We start from the raw sequence: 14324 nt of genomic DNA, 5'->3' as shown, positions 1-14324 counted from the left end.
CTTGCCACTTTGGCGATAACGGTATTCATAAGGCATGTTTGTGTTGCCCGGCCCAGGGCGCCAGCATAAAGCTGAACGCCAGGCCCAGGCTGACCGACAGGCCGAAATTGCTCACGGCCGGTGTACTGGACACCGCCAGCAGGCCGAACGACAACCACGTCGTCAGCGCGGCCAGCAGCGTCCCCAGAAGACTCACGGCCGCGCCGCCGATCTGCTCGCGCATCAGGATGGCGTAGTCGACGCTGATGGCCGTGACCAGCAGCAGGCCGAACAGGCTGAACAGGGTCAGCGGCTGGCCCAGCCAACCGAGGCTGGCCAGGCTGCACAGGGCCGCCAGCAACGGCAGGGCGACAATGCGCAAGGCACCGCCGAAACCGAACGGCAGGATCAGCAGCAACACGATCAGCACGCAGGACATCAGTTTCAATTCGGCGGCGCTGACCTGCGTGTCGGCGAATACCCGGTTCAGGTCGCCCAGGCGGTCGACCAACTGCACGCCGGGCAAATCCTGTGCTTGTACGCGCAGCAACGCCGTGTTGTTCAAGCCTTGCAGGCTGACCATCGCCGCGACGCCGCCGTCCACCGGGCCCAGCCACAGGGGGCGCCAGGGTTCGGCCAGCGGGCCCTTGAGCGCCGCGTCGATGTCTTCGGTAGGCAGCGCCTGCAACTGCGTGACTTCGGCCTGCAGGGCGCTCGCCGGTATGCCGAGGTCCAGCAGCGGTTGCCAGTGCTGCGCGAAGTTGTTCAAGCCGTCACGCAACTGTTGCTGTTCGGCGGGTAGGTTGACCAGTTGGTTGAGCGCCAGGTAGCCCTGGAGCTTATTCATGTTCACCAGTTGATCCAGGCGCTGGCCCAATGCGGCCTGGCGTTCCAGCAGCTGCTGCTGGTTCTCTGCCCGCACCAGGAAGAACTGGCTGGTCGGCTGAAAACCGGTGATGCGCGCCACGGCCTGGGCTTCCTGCAGCAATTGCGGCGGTGCGCCGATCCACTGGCGGATGTCGTTCTTGCTGCTCAGGTGCCACAGGCCGCCGGCGCAAAACAGCAACAGCAGTACCAACAACACCGGGCTCGGTACGCGTTTGAGCAGCGCTGTACGCGCTTGCCACAACTCCTCGGCAATACGCAGCGGCCACTGCGCGGGGCGCAGTTCCACGTTTTTGAGCAGCGCCGGCAGCAGGCACACGGCCGACAGATACGCCCCCACCAGCCCGGCGGCGGAAAACACTGCGATTTGTGTCAAGGCGGGAAAGGGCGTCCAGGCCAGCGCCAGGTAACCGATGCAACTGGTGGCCAGGCTCAGGCTCAGCCCGGGCAGGGTGATGCGTAACGCCGGCCAACTGCGCCACGGGCGCATGCTCCAGCTTTTCGACAGGTAGTGCAGCGGGTAATCCACCGCCACGCCGATCAGGCTGGAGCCCAGCACCAGGGTTATCACATGCATGTGGCCGAACAGCGCGACACAGGCCACCGCGCCAAACAGCATGCCTGCCAGCACCGGGACAAACGCCAGCAGTACGCGCCAGCGGCGGAATGCCAACAACAGCAACAACAGGATGCCCAAGGTGGCGCCGCCGCCGACCCAGGTGATCTCCCGTGTGGCTTGCTGCTGCCCATTGGCCGCGTAGAGCAGGCCGCTGGCGGCGAGCAGTTGCGCGCCGTGTTCGCCTGCCTGTAGGCGGCTGGCCTTGAGCAGATCCGCCACTTGCAGCGGTAGTTTCATATCGAAGGCATTGCCGGTGGTGCGCGCACGCAGCAACACCCAGCTTTTGCCGTCGGCATCGGCGATCAGCGCGCCGCTGCCGATATCCAGTTGCACCGAGCCATGTTGCGGCTGGCTGCTCTGGATGCGCCCGGTCAGGCCCAGCCAATCGTCCTGGCTCGGCACCAGGCTGAACCCGGTGAAGGGGTCGAACAGGGCCTGCACGCGCTGCTGGATAAACGCGTCGGGATGGTCGATCAGTTGCTCGCGATCCTTGGCCGCGAGCATCGCCAGCCGCCCGCGCAGCAGCTGTTCGCGCAGTGCCGGCAAGTCGGCTTGCAGGTTCCATTGCACCTTTTCAAACAAGCCGCTGGCCTGCCAGCGTTCGCCCAGTTGCTGCGCTACGTTCACCGCTTGCTGGCGGTCGGTATGCCCCACCAGCACCAGCATCTCGCGGTTCAACGGTTCCTGCATGCGCTGCTCGGCTTGCAGTTCGAGGGCATCCGGCGTGTTGCCCGGCACCAGTTCCATCAGGTTGGCCGACAGCGGCGCACCGTGGCGCCACTGCCAGCCGGCCACGGCCAGCACGGCCACCAGCAGGATCAGGAACAGGCGCGGCAGCAGGCGCTCACTGGGCAAAGTCGTGTTGCTCCGCGTCAGTCAGGGGCAGGCTTGCAGTGCTGTCCTGCATGCGCAGCACGGTGCTGTCACCCTGGGTTTCGAGCAACTGGATGGTCTGCACCAGTTCGCCGCCGTCAATGTTGATCTGGGTGAACACTTGCTTGAGCAACAACGAGCGTGGAACCAGCGTCAGCTTCCACTGCTTGGCTTCGCCTTGCAGTTGCAGTTCAAAGTCGCGCTGCAAGCCGCTGCTGTCGCCCTGGAGCACCGCAAGGAACAACCGGTTCTGCTCGGCCCCGGCGCTCTTGTTCGGCAGCAGTTGCCAGCCACCGGCGTCACGGCGGGCAATGCCCTGGGCGCTGATGCGGTAGTCCTGTTGCAACGGGGTTTTGAGCAGCCACAGCAGGCCGTGGTCTTTGGCCAGCACGAAGGTGCCTTTGCTGATCAGCGGCTGGGGCAGGGCGCGCAGGTGTTTTTCCTGGGTGAAGCTGCCGTGGATCACCGATGGTTTTGCCAACTGCTCGCTTAGCTGCTGCAGGTCAAAAGCATGAGCACTCAGGCTTAGCAGCAACCCAACCCCTGTAGGAGCGAGCTTGCTCGCGAAAAACCTGAGGGCGCGGCGCAGTGTCAGGCAGCCCGTATTCACGTTGACGATTTTCGCCGGCAAGCTGGCTCCTACAGGGGATCTCATTGCAGGGCCCTCTCGACGGCGTCGGTGAAGACTTTGGGCGAGGCCAGCTGCATCTCGCGGCTGGCGATTTCCACGGCCACTTGCACGGTGCTGGCGCGGGTCATGCGCTCGCCGCTGGCCAGGTCGGTAATCAGGTAGTTGACCTTCAAGCGGTTCTCCCATTCCACCAGGCTGGCGCGCACATTGAGGGTCTGGCCAAAGGTGGCGCCGCGCACGTAGCGTAGTTGCATATCGATCACCGGCCAGGCGTAGCCCGATGCCTGCATCTGGGTGTAGTTGTGCCCGAGTTTGTCCAGCAACGCACAACGCGCCACTTCCAGGTACTTCACGTAATGCCCATGCCAGACCACATGCATGGTGTCGATGTCGAAAAACGGTACGAGGATTTCAGTGTCGCAATGCAACACGCCCTGGCTACGCATGCAGCCTCCAGTGTTGCTCGGCGATACGTTTGAGGCACAGGCGAAGCTCGCCTTCCAGCGCTCGATCCTCGATGACCGGCGGGAAGTCTTTGCCCAGTTCCTCGTGCATGGCGGCCAGGGCCGGCGGCAGCGGCCGTGCCTCCTCGGCCTGGGCGCGCAGCCATACGCCCTGGTTGGCGGCGAGCAAGGTCGCGGCGGCGACTTGTTCGGTCAGTTCCAGCACGCGGATCGCATCGCGGGCGGCGATGGTACCCATGCTCACTTTGTCCTGGTTATGGCACTCGGTGGAGCGCGAGAACACGCTGGCCGGCATCGTGTTTTTCAGCGCTTCGGCGGTCCAGGCGCTGGTGCCGATCTGCACGGCCTTGAAGCCGTGGTTGAGCATGGCGCGGTCGGCCGGCGCGCCGGACAGGTTGCTCGGCAGGCCATGGTTGTAGCGCACGTCCACCAGCAGTGCGAGCTGGCGGTCGAGCAGGTCGGCGACATTGGCCACCAGGGTCTTGAGGCTGTCCATGGCGAAGGCGATATGCCCGCCGTAGAAGTGCCCACCGTGCAGTACACGTTCTTCTTGCGCGTCGATGATCGGGTTGTCGTTGGCGCTGTTCAGCTCGGTCTCGATAAACGCGCGCAGCCAGCTCAGGCTGTCGGCCAGTACGCCGAGTACGTGGGGTGCACAACGCAGCGAATAGCGGTCTTGCAGGCGGTGCAGCGGCGCGGTCGGCGCATCGATTGCCAGATCCTTGCGCAGCCAGGCGGCCACTTGCATCTGCCCCGGGTGCGGTTTAGCGGCGAACAGGCGCTCGTCGAAGTGCTCCGGGTTGCCTTGCAGCGCCACCACGTTCAGCGCGGTAATGCGTGTGGCCAATTGCAGCAGGTAGTCGGCGCGGGAGAAGGCCAGGCAGGCCAGGCCGGTCATTACGGCGGTGCCGTTCATCAGCGCCAGGGCTTCCTTGGGGCGCAATACCAGCGGGGTCCAACCCAGTTCGCGGTGTACGTCGGCCGCCTGGCGGCGTTCGCCACGGAACATCACCTCACGTTCGCCGGATAAGGTCGCCGCCACGTAAGACAGCGGGGTCAGATCGCCGCTGGCACCCACCGAGCCTTCCTCCGGGATCAGCGGCAGTACGTCGTGTTCGAGAAAGGCCTGCAGGCGCTCCAGCAGTTCGACGCGCACGCCGGACACCCCATGGCACAGCGACTGCAACCGCGCAGCCAGTACTGCGCGGGTGGCCTGGGCGTCGAGCAGCTTGCCCAGCCCGCAGCCATGAAAGGTATACAGGTGACGGGGCAGCGCCTCGACGTGTTGCAGCGGCACCGCCACCACGCACGAGTCGCCGTAGCCGGTGGTCACGCCGTAGATCACGCCCTCCTTGTCCAGCAGCGAGTCGAGGAACTGCGCGCCCTTGGCGATACGCTGGCGATACGCGGCGTCGTTCTGCAACTGCGTGGGCGCCTGGCGGTTGGCCAGGGCTCGCACGTCTTCAATGCGCAGAGCGCGTTCGCCAAAGGTTACCGGCTCAAGATGCGTCGTCATCGGTCTTCCAGAAAGGGTAAAAGTTGAACCATTGTCGGGGCGCTTGCAGGCAGAACTCGCCCAGGCGTGCGGCGTAGCGCGCGGTCCACTGGGCAATCACCTGCTCGCGGGTACTGCGCTTCCATTCGATCAATTGGGCGAAGGGCTCGATGGTCAGGCGATAGCGGCCGTCGTGCTTGAGGCACATCAGCAGGTTGACCGGGCATTTGAGCAGGCCGGCCAGCAACCACGGACCTTGGGGGAAGGCGGCATCCTGGCCGAGGAAATCCACCCGCACCTTGCGCCCGCCGTGCAGCGGCACGCGGTCGCCGGCAATTGCCAGCCACTCGCCCTCGTCCAGGCGCTGGCTGAGCAACAGCATGGTGGCCGGGTCGAGTTCGCTGACCTGGATCAGACGCAAATGGGTCGCCCCGGCTTCACCCAGCAGGCGGTTGAAACGCTCGGCATGCTTGGTGTGCACCAGCACGTTCATGGTGACTTGCTCGCCGATCTCCGCCAGGGCGCGGCACACTTCAAGGTTGCCCAAGTGTGCGCCCACCAGCATCTGCCCGCGCTCGCCGCGCAGTTGCCCACGCAATTGTGCCGGGTCGTCGATTTCGATCTGTTCGATGCGCAGCTTGCCGTTCCACACATCGAGCTTGTCGAGCAAGGCGTCGGCGAAGGCCATGAACTGACCGAACACGCTTTTATGGGTGGGTTGCAATTCGTTGCGGCCGCTCCAGTACGCCAGGCGCTGCTGGTACTCCCAGGCACTCTGGCGGGCCGTGCGGCCGAAGAGGAAGAAGTACAACACGATGCCGTACAGCAGGGGGCTCAGCAGGCGACGGCCCAGGACCCTGGCGGCGACAGCGGTGAGTTTCATCAACCAGAAACTGCCACGCTCCTCCCGGTCGGCCCAATGTTTGTGGCTGTCGTTCATGCCTGCCACCGCCGCCACAGGATGATCGGTGCCCGTACCAACATGCCGAAGAACAGCCGGGTATGCATGGCCGAGATACGCACGTTGTCGCGGAACAGGCGGAAGTGCGACAGGCCGTCCGCGGGGTAATGCACCTGGGTCGGCAGCCAGCGCATCGGCTGGTTGCGCCAGGCCAGGCGCACCAGGATGTCCGAATCGAAATCCATGCGCGTGCCGATGTAGGCCGAGTCCATCAGGGCCAGTGTGGGTGCCAGCGGGTACACGCGAAAGCCACACATCGAGTCGCGAATCTGCAGCGACAGGGTGTTGATCCACACCCAGACGTGAGTCAGGTAGCGTGCGTACAGGCGGCCTTTGGGCACGCTCTCATCGTATTCGGGATAGCCACAGATCACGGCCGTTGGGTGGGCGCGCGAAGCGTCAAGGAAGGCCTCGACTTCACGCAGGTCGTGCTGGCCGTCGGCATCCACCTGCAGGGCGTGGCTGAAGCCCAGGCGTGCAGCCTCGCGAAAACCGGCCATGACCGCGCCGCCTTTGCCCTGGTTGCTCGGCAAGGTCAGCAGGGTGACCGACTCCAGCGTCGCCAGTTGCGCCAATACGGCCGCGCAGGCCGGGCTGCTGCCGTCATCCACCAGCAGGCACGCCAGGCCACTGTCCAGCAGGCTATGGACCACGGCCGGCACGGCGGCTTCATGGTTGTAGACCGGGATCAGGGCGCACGGCTTATGCATGGGCGGTGACCAGCTGGATGCGCCCGCTGGAGCAAGCGGCAACGCCGTTGCGGTAGGCGAAATACAGTTTGCCGCGTTCCGGGTCGAAGCGCAGGTGCAGCTCGATCTGGTCACCGGGGCGCACCAGTTGCTGGAACTTGAGCACTTCCATGCCGGCGAACGTCATGGGCAGGTCCATCAGCTGTTGGCCCAGGTTGAACGCCCATTCCACCTGCACCACGCCCGGCAGTACCGGCGTCGCGGGGAAGTGGCCGCTGAAATAGGCCAGGTCCGGTGGGACGCTCAGTTGCAGGGTCCATTCGCCATCGGTTTCGACTTGCTCCAACACGTGCGGCGCTTTTGGCCGTGGGGCGAGCAACAGGGCCGTGACATCGGCCTGGGGCAGCTTGCCCTGGGCGTTCAGCGGCAACTGGCGCAGCAAGCGCCAACGGCGGGGCAGGGCCAGCGCCTCGCAATGTTGGCTCAAGTGCTGGCGCAGGGTTTGGGTCAGCGTGCGACGTCCCTGGTTGCGCAGGGCGTGCAGGCCGTCGGCACTGAGCACCACCAGCGCGCCGAGGGATGCGCGGTTTTCCTGCACCACGCCCAGGCGGGTTTCGGCAACCCACGGGTGGGTCATCAGTGCCTGTTCCAGCATGGGCAGGGAGATGCGTTTTTCTTCCAGCTTGACGATGCGGTCCAGGCGGCCGAGCAATTCAAAGCGGCCATCGGCGTGGATCCGCGCCGCGTCGGCGGTCTGTTCGATATGACCGGCCGGCAGATAGGGCGAAGCGATGCGCAGGGCGCCCTCGGCATCCTGGCTCAGTTGCACATCGGCAAAGGGTTCCCACGGCTGTGCGCCTTGGCGCCAGGCGATGCCACCGGTTTCCGAACTGCCGAGGATTTCCGTCGGCCATTGCTGCAGGCGATCGTAGAGCTCGCCGGCCGCCTCGATGGGCAAGGCGCCGCCGGACGAAAACACCCGTGATACCTGGCGCAACGCGGGCCAGTCGAGGTTGTCGCCCATGCGCTTGAGCAGCGCCGGGCTGGCTACCCAGGCAAATTGCGGGTGTTCGCGGCTGGCGCGCTGCAGATCTTCGGGAAAGGCCAGTTGCTGGCGCACGAAGCGGCGCCCGGCATACAGCGGCCATAGCACACGGAACAGCAGGCCGTAGATGTGCTGGGTGGCGACACTGCCGATGATGCAGGCTTCTTTGAGGTCCGCGCCCCACAGGGCCTCCAGGGCCTCGACTTCGTTGGCCAGTTGGCGCAGGGTTTTGTCGATACGCTTGGGCTCACCGCTGGAGCCGGAGGTGCACAGGCTCAGTCGGCAGGTGTCCAGGTCGAGCGCGGCGGGGCTCAATGGGGCCTGGTACAACGCATCCAGATCAGTCGGCTCAACCAGCCAGGCATCCACTGAGTCGTCCCAGCGTTGGCGGGTCTGGGGTTGCAGGTCGGCAGGCAGCAGCACACTGACCCCGGCACGCCAGGCGCCCAGCAGGGCAATCGCCAGTAAGCCTGCGTCTTCCAGATGTACAGCCAGACGCTGGATGCCACGCGCTTGCAGGCCCGCCGCGAGGCTCAGGGCGTGTGCCCACAGCTGGGCATGATTCATCAGCGGCTCGCTGGTCACCCAGCGCTGTTCCAGCGGCTCAAGCAGCAAGTGCTCAAGTTTCAAACCTTTCATACGCGGCCTCGAACCCTTTGTCGTACCAGCCATTCCACGGCAAACAACAGCCCCATCAGCCCGTAGGCGATCAAGCCGTTGTACAACGTCCACCAGCTCAGCGGCGCCCACAGCGTGAGGGCGGCGGCCAGCAGGCCATTACACAGAAAAAACACGCTCCAGACCACGGTGACCTGGCGCGTATAGACCACCGCTTTGGGCGGCAACTGCGGCTCGGTCATGCGCGCCAGGCGCTCGACCACCGGCGGGCCATACTTCAGGCTCAGGCCGAACAGCGCCAGCATGAATGCGCTGACCAGGCTAGGGTACCAGCGCAGCCACTGCGGGTTGTCGAACCAGGCGAGCAACAGGCAGAACACAATCACCGTCACGGCCATCCAGCGACTGCCGGGGCGCCGAGCCGCAGTGAGTGCACGCAACAGCCACAGGCTACCCAGCAACAGGCCGAACTGCCATGGCGCAAAGTGCTCGGTGCCGTAATACACCGCAAAGGGGTACAGCAGCCCTGCCAGCAACAGGCCAAGGCCGATCAACCGGCTCATGCGGCAGGCGTGACCAGACGGTACACCGCCTCTACCACGTCGTTCACGGTACGCACCGCCTTGAACTCTTCGGCGGCGATCTTCTTGCCGGTCTGGCGTTTGATATGGTCGATCAGGTCCACGGCATCGATGCTGTCGATTTCCAGGTCCTGATACAGGTTGGCCTCGAGGGTGATGCGTTCCGCGGGCAGTTCAAACAGTTCCACCAAGGCATCGCGCAGGGTGTTGAAAATATCGTCACGAGTTTGCATGGTACGGTCTCAAGCTGCCTGTCTGGCTGTGACGAACGCCGCAAGGCTGGCCACGTTGGTGAAGTGATTGCGGGTGTCCTTGGCGTCGGCGTCGATCTTGATACCGTACTTTTTCTGGATCGCCAGGCCCAATTCCAGGGCGTCGACCGAGTCCAGGCCCAGGCCTTCGCCGAACAGGGTTTGTTCGCTGCCGATGTCGTCGGCGCTGATGTCTTCCAGGCCCAGGGCCTCGATGATCAACGTTTTTATGTCGTGCTCAAGGCGTTGTTGGTCGCTCATCTTCGGCGAGCTCCTTAATGAAATAGTGGTGCAGGTAATCGTTGAGCTTGCGTGAAGCCTGGGGCGCAGGCCCAAGAGCGGCAAACGCTTGTGGTTCTATATCGGCACCCACCCGCAAACTGAAGTGCACGCGGCATTTGGGGATGCGGTACCAGGGTTCGGCCTTGGTCAGGGTGGTCGGGCTGACCTTGATCACCACGGGGGTAATGATTGTCGCACCGCGCAGTGCAATGGCGGCGCCGCCGCGATGAAAGGCGGGTGTCGCGCCGGGTGGGGTGCGGGTGCCTTCGGGAAAGATGATCAGGGTCTGGCCTTCGCGCAGGGCAGCGGCAGCGGCATCGAGCATTTCGGCGCTGCCATCATTGCTGATATAGCCGGCTTCACGCACAGGCCCACGGGTGAAGGGGTTTTGCCACAGGCTCTGCTTGACTACGCAGTTGGCCTGGCGCACCAGGCCGATCAGGAACACCACGTCGATCAGCGACGGATGGTTGGCGATGATCATCTGGCCCGGGCGGCCGAGGTTTTCAGCACCTTCGACGCTGTAGGTCAGCACGCCGGCGCGTTGCATCAGGCGGATAAACAGCCAGAACAACCTGCTGATGGTCAGGCGCGCACGGCGCTGATGTGTGTCGGCGCTGCCCGGCAGACAACTGAGCAACGGAAATACCAGCAACCGCAGGCACAGCCCGCCGAGGCCGAACAGCGCGAAGCTGGCGGCGGTGGCGAACAGGCGCCAGTAGTAGGCGTCCCGCGGTTTGCGGGTCAGGGCTTGCGTTGCCAGTTCCATACACGGTTCTTCCAGGCATGTTGGCAGGCGTCCTGTCCGTTCAGCAGGGTGCGCAGCAGGTTCAGGGCGTGGGGCCACGGTTGGGCGGTGCTGGGTTGGACAGTGCCGGTGGTGAGTTCCAGCTGCCACTCGTCGCCCGGCGTCAGCAACAGGCCCAGAGCGTAGGGGAAGGGTACGTCGTGGATCCAGCTGGCATAGGCTTCGGGCGGCTGTTCTTCGGTGATCACCAGCAGCACGGCCGGCGCCCCTTCGTCGAGCAGTGCGGCGGCTTCCAGCAGGCCATGCTCCAGGCCATCGCCGGCGGCGGCGAGGGCGGTCATTTCGCTGGTTTCATTGCGCAGGATCGACCACAGGCCAATCACCGCGTTATGCACCGACAGGCTGAACTGGGTGGGCGACAACGGCTGGTCGTTGGCCAGGTCGCTGAGGATATCGAGGGTGCGCGGGGTTTCGCCGTGGCGGGAGATAAAGACCAACGGCAGGTCCTGCAGGCCCTCGGCCAGCGGCCAACCCACGCTGAACGCCATGCGCGCCAAGCGGCTCAGGCGCCGGCGCTGCATGGCCGGGAGGAATGATACGTCGGGGGAGGCTTCGCTGGCAGGCAGCAACACCGGGGCCAGGCACCATGTGCGCCAGGCATCCGCGCTCTCGAGGCCAGGAGCCCATGCGCGCCATTGGGCGATGTTGAAGTTGATCACTGAGACGTTATCCCGCCCCTGCGGGCTTCCATGTGCGGCTGTTGGCCCCGAATACCGGGACAGGGAGCAACGGCCGAATGGCGCGCATTATCCCGGTGGCGTGGGGTTCTAGCAAATTTTGGTAAAAATTTGTGCACGTCGATTACAAATCAGTCGTGGAGATTTGCGGATTGTCCTTTACGCGGTGCTCGTTGGGGCGTCGGACGCGTCCCTTTCATTTGTATGCGAGGTCCTGGTATCGGCGTGTCATGCAGGGCTGAACGGATGAACGAGGTAGCTAACAGGCGCTTTTGCCCTCTACACTCGGGACATTCATTGATACACGGAGGTTTTTCCATGCGGCGCGTGGTGTTCAATCAGAAAGGCGGTGTGGGCAAGTCCAGCATTGCCTGCAACCTGGCGGCGGTCAGCGCCAGCGAAGGCTATCGAACCCTGTTGGTGGACCTCGATGCACAAGCCAACTCAACCCAGTACCTCACCGGGCTGACCGGCGACGATATCCCTATGGGTATCGCCGATTTTTTCAAGCAAACCCTGTCTTCGGGGCCGTTTTCCAAGAAAAACCAGGTGGATATCTACGAAACGCCGTTCGATAACCTCCATGTGGTCACCGCCACCGCGGAATTGGCGGATTTGCAGCCCAAGCTTGAGGCCAAGCACAAGATCAACAAGCTGCGAAAACTGCTGGATGAGCTGGGTGAAGATTACGATCGGATCTACCTGGATACCCCTCCGGCCTTGAATTTTTATGCGGTTTCGGCGCTGATTGCCGCTGATCGAGTGTTGATTCCGTTCGATTGCGACAGCTTCTCGCGTCAGGCCCTTTATGGCCTGCTGGCGGAAATCGAAGAGTTGAAGGAAGACCATAATGAAGGCCTTGAAGTGGAGGGCATTGTGGTCAACCAGTTCCAGGCCCGGGCGAGCCTGCCGCAGCAGATGCTCGACGAGTTGATCGCCGAAGGCTTGCCGGTGTTGCCGGTGTACCTGGCCAGTTCCGTGCGTATGCGCGAGTCACACCAGGAGAGCAAGCCGCTGATCCACTTGGACCCACGGCATAAGCTGACCCAGCAGTTTGTGGAATTGCATAACCTGCTGGAAAACGCGTGACCTGAGGCGCAACACAAAACTTATGTGGGAGGGGGCAGATCCCCTGGCTTATACGCCTGGACGAGCAATAACCTCACCGCTCTAAATCTTTAGGTAAAACGCGGTCAAATGTGGGAGGGGGCTTGCTCCCGATGGCGGTGGGTCAGTCAGCACAGGTGCTGCTGATAGCCTGCTATCGGGAGCAAGCCCCCTCCCACACTTGATTTGTGTTGTTTTTGAGGTTGGGTCAGATGCCCTGGCTGCGTAACCAGCTCATCAACTGCGGCAATGGAAACGCCCCACTCTGACGCGCCACTTCGCGGCCGTTCTTGAACAGAATCAGACTCGGGATCGAGCGAATCCCCAACTGCGCCGACAACTGCTGGTTGGCCTCGCTGTCCAGCTTGGCCAGCCGGCACTTGCCCTGCAGTTGCCCTGCCGCCTGTTCGAACACCGGTGCAAACGACTTGCACGGCCCGCACCAGTCGGCCCATACATCCACCAGTAACGGTAAATCCCCCTTGATCTGGCTGGCGTAGTCGCCTTGCTTCAGCTCGAAAGGCTTGTTCAACAAAACCGGTTGCTTGCAACGCCCGCATTTGGGCGCATCACCCAGGCGTTCGCCGGGGATGCGGTTGAGGCCGTTGCAATGTGGGCAGGGAATGACGAGAGGTTCGGACATGGCGGGCTCCTGAAGGTGGCCAATAGGCTCTATCTGGAGCCAGCTAAAGTATTTATCAAGGTTGTAGTGAGCGGGCTCGCCCCGCGCTGGGTGGCAGAGCCGCCCCAAATCCAGGCGACTGGGCCTTCCTGAAACGCTGCGGCGTCCTTGTTGGGGCGGCGTTGCCACCCAGCGCGGGGCGAGCCCGCTCACTACAAATCGGGTGCGCTGAGGGTGTCTATGACGAACAACTGATCTCCAGATGCTTACCCCAATCCGGTGGCCGCTGCGCGTATTGCTCCATTCCCGCTTGCGCCTCGAACGGCTTGGAAAGCACTTCATGCAGCCGCCGCACTTCGCTGTAATCCCCGGACTCGGCGGCGGCAATAGCGTTTTGCGCAAGATAGTTGCGCAAGATATACAGCGGGTTCACCGCATGCATCCGCGCACGGCGCTGTTCTTCGCTGCCGTCGCCATCGCGTTCAACACGAGCCTTGTACAGCTCGGCCCAGGCGTCAAACCCGGCCAGGTCGACAAAGTCATCGCGCAGACGTGCCACTGCCAGCGCCGCCGGCTCATCCCCCAGGCGGCGGAAGAACAGCGTGTAGTCCACGCCGCTGTTCTGCATCAGCTTCAGCAGGCGTTCGACCAATTTCTGGTCATCATCTTCGGCGGTGGTCAGCCCCAGCCGGCGACGCATCAGGTCCAGGTAATGCGCCTGATACAGCGGCAGGTACAGGCCAAGGGCTTCTTTCAACGCGTCGACGCTGATAAACGGGGTAAGCGCCTGGGCCAATGCGCTGAGGTTCCACTGCCCGATCGGCACCTGGTTGCTGAATGAGTAACGCCCTTCATGATCGGAGTGGTTGCAGATGAAGTGCGCGTCGAAATCATCGAGAAACGCAAACGGCCCGAAGTCGAAGGTGATGCCCAGGATCGACATGTTGTCGGTGTTCATCACCCCATGGCAGAAGCCGTAAGCCTGCCATTTGGAGATCATCTCGGCGTTGCGCTCGACGATTTCGCGGAACATTGCCAGGTACGGTTCGGGCTGTTCCCGGCACTCGGGGTAATGCAGGTTCAGCACATGTTCGGCCAACTGCGCCTGCTGCTCGGGCTTCTGGGTGTAGTAGAAATACTCGAAATGCCCGAAGCGGATATGGCTGGGCGCCAGGCGCAGCACCATCGCGCCACGCTCCTGTTTTTCACGCCATACCGGTGTGCTGGAGCCGATCACGCATAAGGCGCGGCTGCAGGGGATGCCCAACGCATGCAGGGCTTCAGAGGCCAGGAACTCGCGGATCGATGAGCGCAACACGGCGCGCCCATCACCCATCCGTGAGTAAGGCGTCATGCCGGCGCCCTTGAGGTGCAGGTCCCAGTGTTCGCCCGCGTCGTTGTACACCTCGCCCAGTAACAGCCCGCGGCCGTCACCCAGTTGCGGGGTATAGCCGCCGAATTGATGCCCGGAATAGACCATCGCCCGTGGTTGCGCCTCGGCCCACAGCTTGTGGCCGCCAAACAGCTCGGCGAACACCGGTGTGTCGGCCACGGCGGGGTCAAGGTCGAGCAGGGCCATGGCGGCGTCGCTGGCTACGACCAGGCGCGGTTCGTCGAGAGGTTCAGGCAGTACGTGGGTCGAGAACGCGTCGCCCAGGCGTGCGAAACGGTTGTCGAAGGTCAGTTCGTCGAGGGCTTTCACCGGCCATCTCCAGCAGAATGTCCGAGCATTCTGCT

Annotated in this window: 15 protein-coding genes; 1 reads left to right on the top strand and 14 read right to left on the bottom strand. The window is 63.5% G+C overall.

All coding sequences use genetic code 11. The annotated features are described in order from the left end of the window. Window positions 1–25 precede the first annotated feature (25 nt). The 12 genes from C9383_RS16910 to C9383_RS16855 are packed head-to-tail and all read right to left on the bottom strand — an operon-like array spanning window position 26 to window position 10840. Entirely contained in the window at window positions 26–2338 is a 2313-nt protein-coding gene (locus C9383_RS16910) for an MMPL family transporter (protein WP_090367252.1), read from the bottom strand. Then, entirely contained in the window at window positions 2328–3011 is a 684-nt protein-coding gene (locus C9383_RS16905; RefSeq protein ID WP_090367250.1) for an outer membrane lipoprotein carrier protein LolA, read from the bottom strand. Before C9383_RS16905 ends, C9383_RS16910 begins: the two co-directional genes overlap by 11 nt. Next, the gene (locus C9383_RS16900; protein ID WP_060755184.1) at window positions 3008–3433 is read right to left on the bottom strand and encodes an acyl-CoA thioesterase; all 426 of its coding nucleotides are present in this window, start codon (window positions 3431–3433) and stop codon (window positions 3008–3010) included. The genes C9383_RS16905 and C9383_RS16900 overlap by 4 nt, the downstream gene beginning before the upstream one ends. Beyond that, window positions 3426–4967: an HAL/PAL/TAL family ammonia-lyase gene (locus tag C9383_RS16895; RefSeq protein ID WP_060755183.1), complete on the bottom strand. Its 1542-nt coding sequence runs from the start codon at window positions 4965–4967 to the stop codon at window positions 3426–3428. Before C9383_RS16895 ends, C9383_RS16900 begins: the two co-directional genes overlap by 8 nt. Then, window positions 4951–5886, bottom strand: a complete 936-nt coding sequence (locus C9383_RS16890; protein WP_090367249.1) for a lysophospholipid acyltransferase family protein — start codon at window positions 5884–5886, stop codon at window positions 4951–4953. The genes C9383_RS16895 and C9383_RS16890 overlap by 17 nt, the downstream gene beginning before the upstream one ends. Continuing rightward, window positions 5883–6617, bottom strand: a complete 735-nt coding sequence (locus C9383_RS16885) for a glycosyltransferase family 2 protein (protein WP_090367247.1) — start codon at window positions 6615–6617, stop codon at window positions 5883–5885. Before C9383_RS16885 ends, C9383_RS16890 begins: the two co-directional genes overlap by 4 nt. Next, window positions 6610–8280, bottom strand: a complete 1671-nt coding sequence (locus tag C9383_RS16880; protein ID WP_090367244.1) for an acyl-CoA synthetase family protein — start codon at window positions 8278–8280, stop codon at window positions 6610–6612. Before C9383_RS16880 ends, C9383_RS16885 begins: the two co-directional genes overlap by 8 nt. Beyond that, on the bottom strand, window positions 8277–8822 hold the full coding sequence (locus C9383_RS16875; RefSeq protein ID WP_090367243.1) for a COG4648 family protein: 546 nt from the start codon (window positions 8820–8822) through the stop codon (window positions 8277–8279). Before C9383_RS16875 ends, C9383_RS16880 begins: the two co-directional genes overlap by 4 nt. After that, complete coding sequence (locus C9383_RS16870; protein WP_060755179.1) at window positions 8819–9073, bottom strand: acyl carrier protein; 255 nt, start codon at window positions 9071–9073, stop codon at window positions 8819–8821. The genes C9383_RS16875 and C9383_RS16870 overlap by 4 nt, the downstream gene beginning before the upstream one ends. 9 nt (window positions 9074–9082) lie before the next feature. Then, on the bottom strand, window positions 9083–9352 hold the full coding sequence (locus tag C9383_RS16865; RefSeq protein WP_060755178.1) for a phosphopantetheine-binding protein: 270 nt from the start codon (window positions 9350–9352) through the stop codon (window positions 9083–9085). After that, window positions 9330–10142 carry a lysophospholipid acyltransferase family protein gene (locus C9383_RS16860; RefSeq protein ID WP_060755177.1) on the bottom strand — a complete coding sequence of 271 codons (813 nt, stop codon included), beginning with the start codon at window positions 10140–10142 and terminating at the stop codon, window positions 9330–9332. Before C9383_RS16860 ends, C9383_RS16865 begins: the two co-directional genes overlap by 23 nt. Then, entirely contained in the window at window positions 10118–10840 is a 723-nt protein-coding gene (locus C9383_RS16855) for a beta-ketoacyl synthase chain length factor (RefSeq protein WP_090367241.1), read from the bottom strand. The genes C9383_RS16860 and C9383_RS16855 overlap by 25 nt, the downstream gene beginning before the upstream one ends. A gap of 336 nt (window positions 10841–11176) precedes the next feature. Between C9383_RS16855 and C9383_RS16850 the strand changes: the two genes are divergently transcribed. After that, the gene (locus C9383_RS16850; protein WP_060755175.1) at window positions 11177–11947 is read left to right on the top strand and encodes a ParA family protein; all 771 of its coding nucleotides are present in this window, start codon (window positions 11177–11179) and stop codon (window positions 11945–11947) included. A 226-nt stretch (window positions 11948–12173) separates the two neighbouring features. Here C9383_RS16850 and trxC read toward each other — a convergent pair whose 3' ends face one another. After that, window positions 12174–12608, bottom strand: coding sequence for a thioredoxin TrxC (gene trxC / locus C9383_RS16845; protein WP_090367239.1), 435 nt, complete (start codon window positions 12606–12608; stop codon window positions 12174–12176). A 217-nt stretch (window positions 12609–12825) separates the two neighbouring features. Beyond that, entirely contained in the window at window positions 12826–14289 is a 1464-nt protein-coding gene (gene selO / locus C9383_RS16840; RefSeq protein ID WP_090367237.1) for a protein adenylyltransferase SelO, read from the bottom strand. Window positions 14290–14324: the final 35 nt, after the last annotated feature.

It is taken from the genome of Pseudomonas palleroniana (genome assembly GCF_003031675.1).
GTDB lineage: Bacteria > Pseudomonadota > Gammaproteobacteria > Pseudomonadales > Pseudomonadaceae > Aquipseudomonas > Aquipseudomonas palleroniana.
This window is presented reverse-complemented; position numbering and strand designations above follow the sequence as displayed.

Excerpts from the sequence above, each read along its gene's own strand:
- C9383_RS16905 (WP_090367250.1), bottom strand. The coding sequence starts at position 3,011 with ATGAGATCCCCTGTAGGAGCCAGCTTGCCGGCGAAAATCGTCAACGTG.
- C9383_RS16900 (WP_060755184.1), bottom strand. The coding sequence starts at position 3,433 with ATGCGTAGCCAGGGCGTGTTGCATTGCGACACTGAAATCCTCGTACCG.
- C9383_RS16895 (WP_060755183.1), bottom strand. The coding sequence starts at position 4,967 with ATGACGACGCATCTTGAGCCGGTAACCTTTGGCGAACGCGCTCTGCGC.
- C9383_RS16890 (WP_090367249.1), bottom strand. The coding sequence starts at position 5,886 with ATGAACGACAGCCACAAACATTGGGCCGACCGGGAGGAGCGTGGCAGT.
- C9383_RS16885 (WP_090367247.1), bottom strand. The coding sequence starts at position 6,617 with ATGCATAAGCCGTGCGCCCTGATCCCGGTCTACAACCATGAAGCCGCC.
- C9383_RS16880 (WP_090367244.1), bottom strand. The coding sequence starts at position 8,280 with ATGAAAGGTTTGAAACTTGAGCACTTGCTGCTTGAGCCGCTGGAACAG.
- C9383_RS16875 (WP_090367243.1), bottom strand. The coding sequence starts at position 8,822 with ATGAGCCGGTTGATCGGCCTTGGCCTGTTGCTGGCAGGGCTGCTGTAC.
- C9383_RS16870 (WP_060755179.1), bottom strand. The coding sequence starts at position 9,073 with ATGCAAACTCGTGACGATATTTTCAACACCCTGCGCGATGCCTTGGTG.
- C9383_RS16865 (WP_060755178.1), bottom strand. The coding sequence starts at position 9,352 with ATGAGCGACCAACAACGCCTTGAGCACGACATAAAAACGTTGATCATC.
- C9383_RS16860 (WP_060755177.1), bottom strand. The coding sequence starts at position 10,142 with ATGGAACTGGCAACGCAAGCCCTGACCCGCAAACCGCGGGACGCCTAC.
- C9383_RS16850 (WP_060755175.1), top strand. The coding sequence starts at position 11,177 with ATGCGGCGCGTGGTGTTCAATCAGAAAGGCGGTGTGGGCAAGTCCAGC.
- trxC (WP_090367239.1), bottom strand. The coding sequence starts at position 12,608 with ATGTCCGAACCTCTCGTCATTCCCTGCCCACATTGCAACGGCCTCAAC.